Consider the following 14,881-nt stretch of genomic DNA (forward strand, 5'->3'; position numbering starts at 1 on the left):
CATTACGGATAACACTATAGTACGGCTGAAAGGCTTTTTTTATGAAAAGAATTAAATTAATTAACAGGATTTTTTACTGTATATTTTTATTAGGATTTCTGCTTTTTATGGCTTCAGGATTTATATTCAGCACTGTAGATGAAGTGACACCGGCAGATAAAAGAACGAGTGTCGTAGTTAAACCAGAGGATACAAGATATATTGGAGATGACACAATTGAATATTATGTGAAGATTAGAGCAGGTGCAGGAAATAATAATGCACTGGCATTTGTAAGCAGGCATCAGGAAGTAGAAGTATATGCAGGTGGAAGACTTATATATTATATAAAAGCGCATAGTTCTATATATGGAACAACCACTGGAACTAATTATACGATTGTGAACCTTCCGCCATATACAACAGATATAACTGTAAGGCTTACTAATGTATATGCTGGTCATAAGATAAGAGGAACAACATTTGAATATGGCGACGAGACAAAACTTGTAAAAGAGCTTATTGCGAAATCTTTACCATCAGCAGTACTTAGTTCGTTTATAATAATAGTTGGATTTGCTATGATTATATTATGGATTTTCTGTAGAAAGAAGATTGCACAGACACAAGCACTGTTTTATTTTGGTATATTTGCAATGATTATAGGTGCATGGGCTCTTAATGAGACTGATATTGCAACGATTCTTGTGCAGGACAGGAAGATAGGTTCACTGATAGGATATGTACTGCTTATGATGATACCTATTCCTTTTATGCAGGCAGAGAAGAATTTTTTCCAGATAGGGAAAAGTGCTGCGAATAATATCTTGTGTGCCATATATGCTGCAACAGCTGTAATACTGCTTGTATGTCATATGACAGGTGTGTGTGAGTTTAAGAACAGCGTGTACATTATACATATGATGCTTGTTATGTCACTTGTATATTTCTGTGCAATTCTTATTAAAAGAGTATGGGTTAAAGGCTTTGACAGGAAAGTAAAAGCTAATATTATAGGTGCAGCTGCACTTGGAATTTCTATGATTGTTGATCTTATTGCATATTATAAGGGAATGCAGCAGACAGATCTTATAGGAAAACTGGGTATTCTTGTATTTATTATTGTGCTTGGTTATGAGAGCATATCAGAAGCATTTGAGAAGATTAAGGAAGGACAGAAGGCAGATTTCTACAAAGAGATGGCTGTAACTGATACTATGACAGGGGTTTATAATCGCTCTGCATTTGAGGAGTGGGAATATGAAACCTCTGATTATGAAGGGTATTCTATAGTGACATTTGACCTTAATAACCTTAAGTGGTGTAATGATAATCTGGGGCATGCAGCAGGGGATGCCTATATACAGGCATCAGCCAGAATTATTAAAGAGATATTTGGCAGACATGGTAAATGTTATCGTATAGGTGGGGATGAATTCTGTACTGTAATTAATCAGAAGCAAAAAAGCTTTGATATTGGAAGACATGTAAAGCAGCTAAGGGAACTTGAAAAGTATACTGAAGAAGAACTTGGAATCAAAGACCTTAATGTGCAGATTGCATGTGGTTATGCTGAATATGATATAAAGACAGATAAGAACTTTGAAGATACAAGAAGTAGAGCAGATAAGAGAATGTACGAAAGTAAGAGAAGATTGAAAAAGAGAGTGATATATGGATAAATACGGAATTTTAAAGCATTATTTTGGGTATGATTCATTTCGTCCGGGTCAGGAAAAGTTAGTTGATGCTATTCTTGCAGGGCAGGATGTGTTAGGAATTATGCCTACAGGTGCGGGAAAATCATTATGTTATCAGGTGCCGGCATTGTTAATGTCCGGCATTACTCTTGTTGTATCTCCACTTATATCGCTAATGAAGGATCAGGTTGGAGCACTTAATCAGGCAGGTGTACATGCAGCTTATATTAACAGTTCTCTTACAGATAATCAGATAGCTAAGGCACTCGCATTTGCAAAGCAGGGACGGTATAAAATTATATATGTTGCACCTGAAAGGCTGGAAACCTGGGGCTTTCTTGATTTTGCCACGCATGTAGAGATATCTATGATTACTGTAGATGAAGCTCACTGTATATCACAGTGGGGGCAGGATTTCAGACCAAGTTATCTGAATATATTGTCATTTGTGAAGAAGCTGGCAAGACGCCCGATAATAAGCGCATTTACAGCTACAGCAACAAGTAAGGTAAGGGACGATATTCTGCAGATTCTTTCTCTTGAAAGACCGGTTATACTCACTACTGGATTTGACAGAAGTAATCTGACATTCAAGGTAAAGCATATCAAGGACAAGGATTCTTATATACTTGATTATCTTGTAAGTCACAGACAGGACAGCGGAATTATATATTGTGCTACAAGGAAAAATGTTGAGAAAGTCTATGACATGCTTAATGCCAACGGACTATCTGTAACTAAGTATCACGCTGGGCTTTCGGCAGAAGAGAGAAAAGAGAATCAGGATTCATTTATATATGATATCAAGCCTGTTGTTGTGGCAACCAACGCATTTGGAATGGGAATAGACAAGTCCAATGTAAGATTCGTAATTCATTATAATATGCCACAGTGCATAGAGAATTATTATCAGGAGGCAGGACGCGCAGGAAGAGACGGCGAGGATTCAGAATGTGTACTGCTCTATTCACCGCAGGACATTATGATCAACAAGTTCTTCATAGAACACAGAGAGCCTAATCCTGATATTGATGCAGAAGAACAGGCAAGGCTGATGATTCTTGATAAAAGAAGACTTAATGCAATGGTTGATTATTGTAAGACAACAGGCTGTTTAAGAGAGTATATACTTAAATATTTTGGAGAAAGACCAGACAATCCAAAGGGTGGAAGATACAACTGCCATAACTGTTCTAACTGTGTTGTTGATGAGGCAGAGCAGGAAGCAGACGAAGCTTATATGTATCCGGGCAACCGTTTTAGTGCACCTGTATCAAGGAATGCTGCAATGGTGGCAGACAGGATGAAGCGTTCTGCAGCAGCTGCAAAATCAGCATATGCAACGTCTAAATCAAAGAAGCCTGAGGATGCACTTAATGACAGAGGCGTTATGTTGTTTAACAGACTGCGCGAGTTAAGAAAACAGATAGCTGTTTCAGTAGGCGTTCCGCCATATGTAATATTTTCAGATAGGACGCTTATAGACATGTGTATTAAAGTACCATTCAGTGAAGAAGAAATGTTGTCAGTAAGCGGTGTCGGCGAAAATAAATATGAGCGTTATGGTAAGGTATTTATGGATGAGATATATGATTTCCTTGATGGAATGAAGCAGAATCTGGCAAGATGATATAAAAGTGTTTATGGACAGTATTTTGCGAGATGAGATTACAGATGTTAATTGTATGAAATTATGTGGGTTCAAATCAGAAGAATGAATGGGAGATATGAATGAAGAATTATAAGATGATAATAACTTATGATGGTACAAGGTATTATGGTTGGGAACATCAGCCAACTACAGATATGACAATTCAGGGCAAGTTAGAATCAGTGCTTTCTGCCATGACAGGAACTGATGTTGAGGTTATAGGTGCAGGAAGAACAGATGCCGGAGTGCATGCAAAAGGAATGGTTGCCAATGTACATATGGAAACTAAGATGAAGGAAGATGAGATATGCGATTATATGAACAGATATCTTCCAGAAGATATCTGTGTGCAGGAGGTCCGTGTTGCATCTGACAGATTCCACAGCCGTTACAATGCGCAGGGGAAAACTTATTGCTATACATGTTATGTTGGGGATAAGAAGCCTGTATTTAACAGAAAATATGTCAACATAATTGAGGGTAAGCTGGATGTTGAAGCCATGAAGAGGGCAGCAGACATACTTACTGGAGAACATGATTTTGCATCATTTTGTGGTAATCCCAAGATGAAGAAATCGACAGTCCGTGAGATATATTCAATAGATGTTTCTTTAAAGGGCTCGTTCCTTAATCTTACATATCATGGAAGTGGATTCCTACAGTATATGGTAAGAATATTAAGTGGTACACTTCTTGAAGTTGGACAGGGAAAGAGAACACCGGAGAGTATGTATGAACTTTTAGAGGCACGAAACAGAAGTCTTGCAGGTGCAACTGCGCCGGCGAAGGGGCTGTGTCTTTTGAAGGTTGACTACTCGAAGGAGGCTTGATAGGCCGGACACCGTACAGTGTGCTGTGGAAGGGTGTGTGGTGTCCTTAGGCATCTGCCCTCAGGATTCTTATGTCTAGTGAAACTAAATGCCGCAATCTGCTAAGTTTATAATGGGACTTGTAATCAAACGCGTTTCGCTTGAACGAGATTACAAGTCCCAACCTTTAGCAGATTGCGGCATTAACTTTCACACGACATAAGAATATTCGGGCATACACCTAAGGACACCACACACCTATCCCACAGCATACTGTACGGCTGACTTCTTCTTCACCAAGTAGTCAGCCTACGGACGAATGCTCGCCTGCGGCATTGCATTTTGGGTGTGGATATGTTTGTTTTGATGGACTTGAACAAAATTTTTCATAACATTTTGCATATAGTGCAGGGATCTATTGCAGATAATGCAGAAGAAATATGGAATGAACATATGGGAATACCAATAGAGATGTAATGTATACTGTACTGCATGTCTGCACTTATTTTGGCTGCCTAGTAGCGGGGTGGTGGCTTTGAGATTGGGAGATGTTATGCAAGACCGATTTATGCCGAACCGTGTGTAAGTTAATGCCGTTATATACAAAAAGTGCTGTGTAAAAATCTCGTTCAAGCGAAGCGCGTTTGATTTTTACACAGCTAAAAAACATTGTATATGACGGCATTTACTTACACTAGGTGCAGGCATCCATGAGGGCTTGTATAACATCTCCCTATTTCAATGCCCACCTTTGTACTAATTAAAGCACCTTCGACAAGAAATCCTTCAATCGCTCACTCTTAGGATTGCCAAAGAATTCTTCCGGAGCCCCCTCTTCATTGATGACTCCATCATAGAAGAACATGCATCTGTTGGCAACTTCTTTTGCAAATCCCATCTCATGAGTTACGACAATCATTGTCATTCCTGATGCAGCAAGTTCCTTCATTATTGCGAGAACCTCACCAACCATTTCAGGATCAAGTGCGGATGTCGGCTCGTCGAAAAGCATTATCTCAGGATTCATTGCGAGTGCTCTTGCAATAGCAACTCGCTGCTTCTGACCACCACTTAACTGGTTAGGATAAGCATCGGCTTTGTCAGAAAGTCCCACTCTTGCAAGAAGCTCATCAGCTTTCTTATCAGCTTCTTCCTTACTCATAAGTCCCAGCTTAGTAGGAGCAAGAGTTATGTTTCTTCTTATAGTCATATTAGGGAAAAGGTTAAAATGCTGGAACACCATTCCAATCTTCTCTCTTAATTCATCCACATTTACACTCTTATCTGTAAGATCCTGCTCATGGAATAATACATGACCTTCTGTAGGAGTTTCAAGAAGGTTAAGTGAACGCAAAAATGTTGATTTACCGCAGCCAGATGGTCCGATAATTGCAATAACCTCTCCTTTGCGGACTGTTGTATTGATTGATTCTAATACAACATGGTCGCCAAAAGATTTCTTCAAATCCTTAACTTCAAGTATGATTTCGTTAGTATTATCGCTCATTGTTTCTTAACCTCCTCTCAAGTTTCTTAACAAGCTGTGAAAGTCCCATAACCATTACAAGGTAGATGATGGCAACACCAATAAGTGGAAGCATTGGATCATAAGTTATGCTTCGGATAATATCGCCGCCTCTTGTAAGGTCGTTAAGACCGATATAACCGCTGATAGATGTTTCCTTTAACAGAACAATGAACTCATTAGCAAGTGCTGGGAGAACATTCTTGAATGCCTGTGGAAGAATAACACTTATCATAGTTGTTTTATAAGAAAGACCAAGGCTTCGTGCTGCTTCAAACTGTCCGTTATCAATAGACATAATACCTGAACGGAATATTTCGGCAACATAAGCACCTGAGTTGATACCAAATGCAAGTATCGCAACAATAAGCTTGTCAATATGTACAGAACTGAATATTACATAGTAGATAATAAGCAGCTGTACCATAGTTGGTGTTCCTCTGATTACAGTAAGATAAATGTTGCAAATGAAGTTAAGAACCTTCATGTGTCCTGTCTTATCATGGTTAGAACGGACAACTGCAATAAGGAAACCAATAACAACACCCATAAGTGCTGCAAAGAATGCAATAATTACTGTGTTTAACAGACCTTTTAGAAGATAAGTGTATCTTGCTTCTTTGATGAAGTCTGTCTTGAACTTCTCAGCAAAACTCATGCCTGATGCAGAAGCATTGTCGTCACGGACAATAATAACCTGCTTAGAAGTTGTATAAGTAGTTGTGAAATCGATATTTTTCTTACGCTCATCAGTAACTGTCATACCAGCCATACCGAAATCAGCTTTACCAGAAGATACGGCAGTGATAATTGAATCAAATTCCATATCCTCAATTTTTAAATTCATTCCGAGGTAATCAGCAATAGCCTGTGCAATATCAGCGTCAATACCAATAATAGAACCCCCTTCATAGTACTCGTATGGCTTGAAGTAAGCATTTGTAGCCATAACAAGAGTTCCATTAGTACGGCTTATACCGTCTGGTGATTTGTAACCAGAAAATGTAGCATTATCGCCAACATAATCGTCAATAAGCTTCTGGATAGTTCCATCTGCCATAAGTACTTCAATAGCCTCATTGAGCTTTGCAGTAAGGGAATTGCCCTTAGCAACACAGATGGCATAATCCTCATTTGCAAATTCTTCTTCAAGAATTGTAAGGTCTGGATTAGCTTTAACAAATGCTAAAGCAGGTTGTTCATCAATAACAACAGCATCAGCTTTACCTTGCTTTAAAGCCTGTATAGCATCAGAACCTTTGTTGTATCTTGATACTGTTGTGCCAGAACCATCAGTTTCGTAATCACTTACGAGAGTATCACCAGTTGTTCCTAACTGAACACCAATAGTCTTGCCTGCAAGATCATCTACAGAAAATACAGTGTTCTTAATCTTTTTGCCCTGACATGAAGTAAGAAGAACAGAAGAGAACAAGAGAGTGAGGGTCGCAAAAACCAAAAGGAATTTCGACCTGTACTTTTTAAAATTCATTAGTAACTCCTTTCCATGCGAACTGTGGTGTATACGGACGCTGCAAAGCGAATATATTTAGCTGCGGAGCACGCTTTCGCTTCTTGTCGCTAGCAACGGACACTAAGTTCACCGCAATTAGGCTTTTTTCAAAAGCCGCTTGCGGTTTACCAAGTGCCGGCTACTCCGAAGAGCATCCACAGCTAAATATATTCACTTTACGACTGTGTATACAACAGTTTAATATAATATATTTCATTAATTATACACACATAGTAGGGAAATTAGCAATTAAAATATTTGCGATGGAAGAAAATGTGAGCGTATAGATTGGGATTGGATGTTGAAGCAGAGGAATGCACAGAGGAAGTCCAAAAGGGAAGAAGCGGCGTGGTGGATTGGACGTTGAAGCGGAGGAATGCACGGAGAAAGTCCAAAAGGAACGAAGCGGCGTGGTGGATTGGACGTTGAAGCAGAGGAATGCACAGAGGAAGTCCAAAAGAAGAAAATATGTACATGGAAACAGCCGCCAGGCAGGCGTCTGTTCCCACAGATTGAGGTTATTAGTTAGTCTTGCTGCATATGCCATTGCAAGGTCCGGTGCATGCACCAGAGGAAGTCTGGCTGTTATTGCCATTATTACATGCGCTCTGGCAGGCTGTGTTGTTAGTGTTAAGAGTGTCGGTGCAGTCATTCATGCAAGGCTTCTTGCAGTCTTTCTTTAAGTTACCTTCGCATGAAGGTGGACTTAAATCGAGAGGCTTGATGGCTCTGTCTAAGAGGTTTCCGCAAACAAACTTGATGCAGTCAGATTCTTCACCGGAAACAATGCTTCCCTTAGGCGTTGAGATTCTGCCGGCACTTGTTACGCGGTATCCACAGAAGTAAAGGCTCTGTAAGATGAGAGTGAGACCTACAGTAACCTCGTCATCTGTAGTATCAAGACCTAAAAGCTTAGGTATTGCATAAAGGTTGAGTCCCTGGGTTACAACATTGGCAGATGACAAGAAACCTATACTGTTAAGTGCAGGCGTATAAACAGGTGGAGTTGCGTTATTCGAGTTGTAGGAAACTCCGTAAGGAGCGAATATTTCAAGGGTGACAGATGTCGGATTGGTATCTTCATCATAAGTTGCAGCAGTAGTTGAGTTAGGAAGGTAGACTGCCGTTGGGGTAAGAGTTGCTAATGCCCTGCATGACTCATCATAAAGCGTTACTGCAAATGTTACAGTAAGGTTGGCAAGTTTCACAGAGTAGCAGTTAGGCCTTCCGGCTATCTGGGTGATTTCAACATTTTCATCACCATAAGTGTAGGCTATATCTATAACACTGACTGATGCGTTGGTAGCTGTTGGATAAGTCGTTGAAATATCTGTGCCGACAGCGAATGTGGTACACAGATTAATACCTATCTCATCATAGATAAGAGGGGCAAGAATACTGAGTTCATCGGGGGAACCGCATATCGGGTTCGTGCATACATCAAAGCAGCCATTAGGCATGTTCTGCACGATATTGCTTACAATGCGGGTAGAACCACATTTGCTGCATTTACATTTAGCCATTATCTTTTCCTTCTTCGTTTCTTTACTACATTATATGTTCTATCTACATTCACGTGACCATATAATAATATAAAAACGGGAGTGTCCTTTTATGGCAAATGTATACACGGCAGGCAGTGACAGACGGCTTATAATCTATAGCATATCACGATATATATTTTTGAGAACGGCGTACATAGACGGTATAGAACGCCCGATAATGCTTGTGTCAGACTTTTTGGACGGACTTTCAGATGTAGTGTTGGGAGACACAATATATTATGCATATCAGAACCAGAACGGAGATATTCTTGTTAAAAATGTGATGAACAACGAAGCGCTTTTTCGTGTGAAAAGCAGCGAGAACCCAGATATGCACTGTCCACAGCTTGTAGTAAATAAAGACAGGTTAATGCTGTTTTATATGGTGACAAACCCGCTTACGGACAGACTGTCGCTGCGAGCTGTCTACCCACTGGAAGAAGGTGACAGTCTTAATATTCCTGTTGATTGTGAAAATGTTGATATGTATGAAGTGTTTGGAATGCAGGGAAAAGCATTTTTGTATGTAGACAGTTTCTACGAAATAACATCAGATGGGAAATTCATTAAATGTCAGGATACAGACATGCTGATGCAGAGTGAACAGAAAATATCAGAGTACGAAAACCAGCTTAATACATATATGCAGGAAAACAGACAGGCAATACAGACAATAAGCCAGCTTGAGGCAACAATAGAAAGTGTAAAGGCACAGTATAATGAACTTATGGAGACGGCAATTGCGTATAGGGATGAGGCAATTAAGTGGCGCAGTAAGTTTATATAAATTACTTGAAATCTTCCTCCATAATTGCGATAATAATGCAAATGGAGGAATTATGGATAACAGGAAGCTAAACAGAAGGAATTTTTTACTATTATTATTTGTTGTGGCGGCATGTATTATGGGTGGCCGCTCTATATTTGGGTTCTTTGCACTGCTTACAGGATATGAGACTGCGACAACAGAAGTGTCTGCATTTGCAGCTTCTGAGATGTATATGATGTTTCTTTTATTTCTTGTATGTATAATTGGAGGCATTGTTATGAGCTGTCTTAGTAAAGCTAAGGTGAGCAGGACATTTTTTCTGATACGCAATACGGTGCTGATTGTGGCACTTGTGCTTGGTAATATGTCTTTTCCTAATATAACAATCATGAGTACGGTTGTTATGTCTAAATATATAGGTGATACGGGAATGTATGATTTTGCAGTCAGCTCACCGCTTCTTGTGTCAGCGTTAAGACAGCCATATCTGTTCTATACATACATGGCAGCAGAGGGACTTATGATTATTCTTGCGTGTGTCACAGTGTATAAGTATATTGTAGACAAGAAAAAGAACAGTAATTATAATAATATGTACATGTAAATGTGTCTGCTACACTAATAAGGTGTGGCAGACAATTTTTGCGTAGTTAACAGATGCACTTAACATGCCGGTTTATATGCGGGAGATAATAAAATGAAAGTAATGACACCACATTATTATAAGGATTTCAGATGCATTGCGGGAGCCTGTACAGATACATGCTGTGCCGGGTGGGATGTCGATGTTGATAAGGATTCTTACAAATATTATAAAACAGTTAAAGGTGCTTTTGGAAAGCGCCTGAAGAGTGTAATGGTACCATCCCAGGACGGAGAATGTACATTTACACTGAAAGAAGGAGGACGATGTCCTTTTCTTAATGATGATAATCTGTGCGATTTATATATAGAACTTGGAGAGGATAAGCTGTGTGAAACATGTGCAGAGTTTCCAAGATTTATTAACGATTATGGCAATATAAGAGAAATTGGAATAGCCCACTCGTGTAAGACGGCTGGTGAGCTGATGTTTTCTTACAAAGATGAACTTACATTTGATACGATTGAGGATAACAGTCTTACGCTGGAGCCTAATGATATAGATGCATATACATATATGCAGCTTCGGCAGGCAAGAATAGTGGCTTTTGGAATAATATCAGACAGGGATATAAGTATATTTGAGAGGCTGATGCTCTATCTTGATTATGCAAAGCGTATCCAGAAGCATCTTGATGCTGAAAGGGACGAGCTTATAGCTGGTGTTGCAAAGCGGTTCTGTGGAGCTGATTACAGAGAGGAGCTGATTGACAGACTAAAAAGCCGGGATGAGAAGCTGCATGGCAAAAGGCTGATAAAGGGATTGAGACATTTCTTTGATGACTTTAAAGGAATGGAGGTAATCAATCCTGACTGGAATATTCATGTGGCGAGAGTAAGACGGTTCCTAGACGGGCTGGCGGATGATTCTGGGCTTGCAGCGGTAATGAAAACTTACCATGCGGGAAGTGAAGCATATGCACATGAATATGAGCAGCTTGCAATGTACTATGTGTATAGATACATGCTTGACGCAGTGAATGATTACGATATCCTGCTTAAAGCAAAGAATGCGGTTATAGGCATACTTGCAGTGGACATTATGGCAGCAGCTAATCAGGCGTCCGGCTGTATGCCAGATTTTACAATGCGCGTTGATATAGCACATTTGTATTCAAGACAGTTTGAACATTCATATTACAATTATGAAGTTTATAGAGAGTACTTTGGCACTAAGAGATGCTATTCGTATGAGTTTCTTATGGATGCTTTAGTGTCACTGAATTAATGGAGGAAGTTTTCTTATGAAAATGATTATGAGATTCCTTAAAGATTACAAGAAGGAATGCGTTCTGGCACCGCTTTTTAAGATGCTCGAAGCAATATTTGAGTTGTTTGTGCCGCTGGTAGTATCATCAGTTATCGATAAGGGTATTGTTAATGCAGACAAGGGATACATTATGCAGATGTGTTTTATGCTTATACTTCTTGCAATCATAGGACTTGTATGTGCCATCACAGCACAGTATTTCAGTGCCAAGGCTGCAGTTGGTGCAGCAACAGGAATGAGACACAGTTTATTTGCACATATCCAGACATTCTCATTCACAGAGATGGATACACTTGGTACATCGACACTTGTAACAAGAATGACAAGTGATATTAATCAGGTACAGAATGGTATCAACATGGTACTGCGACTGTTCCTTCGTTCACCATTTATTGTATTTGGTGCGATGATTATGGCATTTACTATTGATGTGAAGGCAGCCCTTGTATTTGTTGCGGCAATCCCGGTACTTGCACTTATCGTATTCGGTATCATGCTTGCAACAAGACCTATGTACAAAAATGTACAGTCAGGACTTGATAAGATTCTTGGAATAACAAGAGAGAACCTTACCGGTGTGAGAGTTATCAGAGCATTCAATAAGGAACAGGATGAGGTTAAGCGTTTCAAAAATGATAACGAAAGCCTTAACAGATTACAGAAATATGTTGGTAAGATATCAGGACTTATGAATCCGCTTACTTATGTTGTTGTAAATGTATCAATAATTGCACTTATATGGATTGGTGGAGTAAGAGTTAACGCCGGTGCGCTTACACAGGGACAGGTCGTTGCACTTTACAATTATATGTCACAGATATTAGTTGAACTTATCAAGCTTGCCAATCTTATCATTACAATAACTAAGGCACTTGCATGTGCAGGAAGAATTGAGTCTGTATTCGATGTAACATCTGGAATGGCAGATGGCAGCGTTAAGGAAGCTGTAGCTAAGGAAGAACAGCCAGGTGTTGAATTTAAGAATGTTTCACTTACATACAGTGGTTCAGGTGCACCTTCAGTTGAAGGAATTAATTTCAAGGCTATGAAAGGCCAGACAATCGGTGTTATAGGTGGCACAGGTTCAGGTAAATCCAGTCTTGTTAATCTTATTCCGAGACTGTATGACGCTACACAGGGTGAAGTACTTGTTGATGGTGTAAATGTTAAAGATTATGATATTGAGGCTTTAAGAAATAAGGTCGGTATCGTTATGCAGAAAGCAGTACTTTTTAAAGGTACTATAAGAGAGAATATGTGGATGGGAAAGAAGGGTGCTACTGATGAGCAGATAGATGAAGCACTTGAGATTTCACAGTCTAAGGAATTCGTAGATTCTAAGCAGGGACGTCTGGATTATGTTATAGAGCAGGGAGGTAAGAACCTTTCAGGTGGCCAGAGACAGAGACTTACTATTGCAAGAGCAATCGTAAGAAAGCCGGATGTGCTTATTCTTGATGACAGTGCATCAGCTCTTGATTTTGCAACTGATGCAGCACTTCGAAAAGCTATAAGGGGAATGAACAATTCTCCCACTGTGTTCATAGTTTCACAGAGAGCGGCATCACTTATGTATGCTGATCTCATTATCGTATTAGATGACGGACAGGTTGCAGGAATGGGAACACATGACGAGCTTCTTGCAAATTGTGAGGTTTATAAAGAAATATATGAATCACAGTTTAAGAAAGCAGATTCAGAAGGGGGTGTAGCATAATGAAGAAGAATAAATCAACATTTGTAAAACTCCTTAAAAGAATTAAGAAGCACAGCTTTTTTATAATACTATCGCTTATTATGGCAGCAGTAACTGTTGCAACTACACTTTATGTGCCAATTCTTGTGGGTCGTGGAATTGACTGCATTATCGGTGTGAATAATGTGGATTTTGCAAAGATTGTGAATATACTTATAAGAATTGGTATATTTGTTGGAATTACAGCACTTTCACAGTGGCTTATGAACATATGTAACAACAGAATCACATATGAAGTAACAAGAGATATAAGAAATGAGGCTATAGAAAAAATTCAGGTGCTTCCACTCAAGTACATTGACGGACATTCATATGGTGAGATTGTGAGCCGTGTAATAGCTGATGTTGACCAGTTTGCAGATGGTCTGCTTATGGGATTCACACAGTTTTTTACAGGTGTCATGACTATACTTGGAACACTTATATTTATGATTACAATCAATGCTAAGATTACACTTGCTGTTGTTGTTATCACGCCACTTTCGTTTTTAGTTGCAAGCTTTATTGCCAAGAAGACCTTCAGCATGTTCAAACTCCAGTCTGAGACAAGAGGCGAGCAGACAGCACTTATTGATGAAATGATTGGCGGACAGAAGGTAGTTAAGGCTTACGGATATGAAGATGAGGCGGTAAGAAAATTTGATGAGATTAATGAAAGACTTCAGAAGTATTCCTTAAAGGCAATCTTTTTCTCATCTATTACTAACCCTTCAACAAGATTCGTAAACAGCCTTGTATATGCTAGCGTTGCGATTGTTGGTGCATTTTCAGCTATAAATGGCGGTATCACAGTTGGTCAGTTATCAAGTTTCTTAAGTTATGCCAACCAGTATACTAAGCCTTTTAATGAGATATCAGGCGTTGTTACTGAACTTCAGAATGCTCTTGCATGTGCAGCCAGAATATTTGAACTTATTGAAGAAGACCCTGAGATTCCTGATGCAAAAGATGCAAAGGTTGTTGAAGAGGTTGACGGAACAGTTGATCTTAATGATGTATGCTTTTCCTATGTACCTGACAGGAAGCTTATTGAGAACTTCAATCTTCATGTCAAGAAGGGACAGAGAATAGCGATTGTCGGACCTACGGGTTGTGGAAAGACAACAGTTATTAATCTTCTTATGAGATTCTATGATGTTAACAGCGGAAGTATTGATGTATCAGGAACGGATATAAGACAGATGACCAGAAAGTCTTTAAGACAGGGTTTTGGTATGGTTCTTCAGGAGACATGGCTAAAGTCAGGAACTATAAGAGAGAATATCGTAATGGGTAAGCCTGATGCTACAGAGGAAGAGATTATTGCAGCAGCCAAGGCAGCACATTCATATGGATTCATCAAGAGAATGTCTAACGGATTCGACACAGTTATAGGCGAGGATGGTGGAAGCCTTTCACAGGGACAGAAGCAGCTTTTATGTATAACAAGAATTATGCTTGCAAAGCCGCCAATGCTTATTCTTGATGAGGCTACATCTTCTATTGATACAAGAACAGAGATAAAGATACAGAATGCATTTGCAAAGCTGATGGAGGGAAGAACAAGCTTTATTGTAGCCCACAGACTTTCAACTATCCAGTCTGCGGATGTTATTCTTGTTATGAAAGACGGACATATTATAGAGCAGGGTAATCATGAAGAATTACTGGCTAAGAACGGATTCTATCACAAGCTGTATTACAGCCAGTTTGATACAGCAGCCCAGAATTAATGTGGAGATAT

Annotated in this window: 12 protein-coding genes; 9 read left to right on the plus strand and 3 right to left on the minus strand. The window is 39.4% G+C overall.

From position 1 onward, the window contains the following. Positions 1-41 precede the first annotated feature (41 nt). From GKE48_RS08725 to truA, 3 genes are all read left to right on the plus strand, one after another. Positions 42-1,661: a GGDEF domain-containing protein gene (locus GKE48_RS08725; RefSeq protein ID WP_154300874.1), complete on the plus strand. Its 1,620-nt coding sequence runs from the start codon at positions 42-44 to the stop codon at positions 1,659-1,661. Then, positions 1,654-3,309, plus strand: coding sequence for a RecQ family ATP-dependent DNA helicase (locus GKE48_RS08730; protein WP_154300875.1), 1,656 nt, complete (start codon positions 1,654-1,656; stop codon positions 3,307-3,309). The genes GKE48_RS08725 and GKE48_RS08730 overlap by 8 nt, the downstream gene beginning before the upstream one ends. A 101-nt stretch (positions 3,310-3,410) precedes the next feature. Beyond that, complete coding sequence (gene truA, locus GKE48_RS08735) at positions 3,411-4,160, plus strand: tRNA pseudouridine(38-40) synthase TruA (RefSeq protein WP_055286713.1); 750 nt, start codon at positions 3,411-3,413, stop codon at positions 4,158-4,160. Between the two features lie 739 nt (positions 4,161-4,899). Here truA and GKE48_RS08740 read toward each other — a convergent pair. Both GKE48_RS08740 and GKE48_RS08745 read right to left on the minus strand, forming a co-directional pair. Next, positions 4,900-5,646, minus strand: a complete 747-nt coding sequence (locus GKE48_RS08740) for an amino acid ABC transporter ATP-binding protein (protein ID WP_118351201.1) — start codon at positions 5,644-5,646, stop codon at positions 4,900-4,902. Next, positions 5,636-7,156, minus strand: coding sequence for an ABC transporter permease subunit (locus tag GKE48_RS08745; RefSeq protein WP_173016909.1), 1,521 nt, complete (start codon positions 7,154-7,156; stop codon positions 5,636-5,638). The genes GKE48_RS08740 and GKE48_RS08745 overlap by 11 nt, the downstream gene beginning before the upstream one ends. Before the next feature lie 397 nt (positions 7,157-7,553). Here GKE48_RS08745 and GKE48_RS08750 point away from each other — a divergent pair, with 397 nt between their 5' ends. Beyond that, a complete protein-coding gene (locus tag GKE48_RS08750; protein ID WP_154300876.1) occupies positions 7,554-7,706 on the plus strand; it encodes a hypothetical protein in 153 nt (50 codons plus the stop codon). Here GKE48_RS08750 and GKE48_RS08755 read toward each other — a convergent pair. Then, positions 7,699-8,700, minus strand: coding sequence for a hypothetical protein (locus tag GKE48_RS08755; protein ID WP_154300877.1), 1,002 nt, complete (start codon positions 8,698-8,700; stop codon positions 7,699-7,701). The genes GKE48_RS08750 and GKE48_RS08755 overlap by 8 nt on opposite strands. Before the next feature lie 91 nt (positions 8,701-8,791). Between GKE48_RS08755 and GKE48_RS08760 the strand changes: the two genes are divergently transcribed. From GKE48_RS08760 to GKE48_RS08780, 5 genes are all read left to right on the plus strand, one after another. After that, positions 8,792-9,508, plus strand: coding sequence for a hypothetical protein (locus GKE48_RS08760; protein WP_154300878.1), 717 nt, complete (start codon positions 8,792-8,794; stop codon positions 9,506-9,508). A gap of 52 nt (positions 9,509-9,560) precedes the next feature. Then, positions 9,561-10,094, plus strand: coding sequence for a hypothetical protein (locus GKE48_RS08765; RefSeq protein WP_022097977.1), 534 nt, complete (start codon positions 9,561-9,563; stop codon positions 10,092-10,094). Positions 10,095-10,187: 93 nt separating this feature from the next. Then, positions 10,188-11,360: a flagellin lysine-N-methylase gene (gene fliB, locus GKE48_RS08770; protein ID WP_154300879.1), complete on the plus strand. Its 1,173-nt coding sequence runs from the start codon at positions 10,188-10,190 to the stop codon at positions 11,358-11,360. A 16-nt stretch (positions 11,361-11,376) separates the two neighbouring features. Next, positions 11,377-13,119: an ABC transporter ATP-binding protein gene (locus GKE48_RS08775; protein WP_154300880.1), complete on the plus strand. Its 1,743-nt coding sequence runs from the start codon at positions 11,377-11,379 to the stop codon at positions 13,117-13,119. Beyond that, positions 13,119-14,870 carry an ABC transporter ATP-binding protein gene (locus tag GKE48_RS08780; RefSeq protein ID WP_154300881.1) on the plus strand — a complete coding sequence of 584 codons (1,752 nt, stop codon included), beginning with the start codon at positions 13,119-13,121 and terminating at the stop codon, positions 14,868-14,870. The genes GKE48_RS08775 and GKE48_RS08780 overlap by 1 nt, the downstream gene beginning before the upstream one ends. The last annotated feature ends 11 nt before the right edge of the window (positions 14,871-14,881 follow it).

The organism is Lachnospira eligens, from assembly GCF_009680455.1.
Classification (GTDB): domain Bacteria; phylum Bacillota; class Clostridia; order Lachnospirales; family Lachnospiraceae; genus Lachnospira; species Lachnospira eligens_A.

Bases quoted from the DNA above. Each gene is read 5' to 3' on its own strand.
- GKE48_RS08765 (WP_022097977.1), top strand. From the start codon at position 9,561: ATGGATAACAGGAAGCTAAACAGAAGGAATTTTTTACTATTATTATTT.
- GKE48_RS08750 (WP_154300876.1), top strand. From the start codon at position 7,554: ATGCACGGAGAAAGTCCAAAAGGAACGAAGCGGCGTGGTGGATTGGAC.
- fliB (WP_154300879.1), top strand. From the start codon at position 10,188: ATGAAAGTAATGACACCACATTATTATAAGGATTTCAGATGCATTGCG.
- GKE48_RS08780 (WP_154300881.1), top strand. From the start codon at position 13,119: ATGAAGAAGAATAAATCAACATTTGTAAAACTCCTTAAAAGAATTAAG.
- GKE48_RS08745 (WP_173016909.1), bottom strand. From the start codon at position 7,156: ATGAATTTTAAAAAGTACAGGTCGAAATTCCTTTTGGTTTTTGCGACC.
- GKE48_RS08755 (WP_154300877.1), bottom strand. From the start codon at position 8,700: ATGGCTAAATGTAAATGCAGCAAATGTGGTTCTACCCGCATTGTAAGC.
- GKE48_RS08730 (WP_154300875.1), top strand. From the start codon at position 1,654: ATGGATAAATACGGAATTTTAAAGCATTATTTTGGGTATGATTCATTT.
- truA (WP_055286713.1), top strand. From the start codon at position 3,411: ATGAAGAATTATAAGATGATAATAACTTATGATGGTACAAGGTATTAT.
- GKE48_RS08760 (WP_154300878.1), top strand. From the start codon at position 8,792: ATGGCAAATGTATACACGGCAGGCAGTGACAGACGGCTTATAATCTAT.
- GKE48_RS08725 (WP_154300874.1), top strand. From the start codon at position 42: ATGAAAAGAATTAAATTAATTAACAGGATTTTTTACTGTATATTTTTA.
- GKE48_RS08740 (WP_118351201.1), bottom strand. From the start codon at position 5,646: ATGAGCGATAATACTAACGAAATCATACTTGAAGTTAAGGATTTGAAG.
- GKE48_RS08775 (WP_154300880.1), top strand. From the start codon at position 11,377: ATGAAAATGATTATGAGATTCCTTAAAGATTACAAGAAGGAATGCGTT.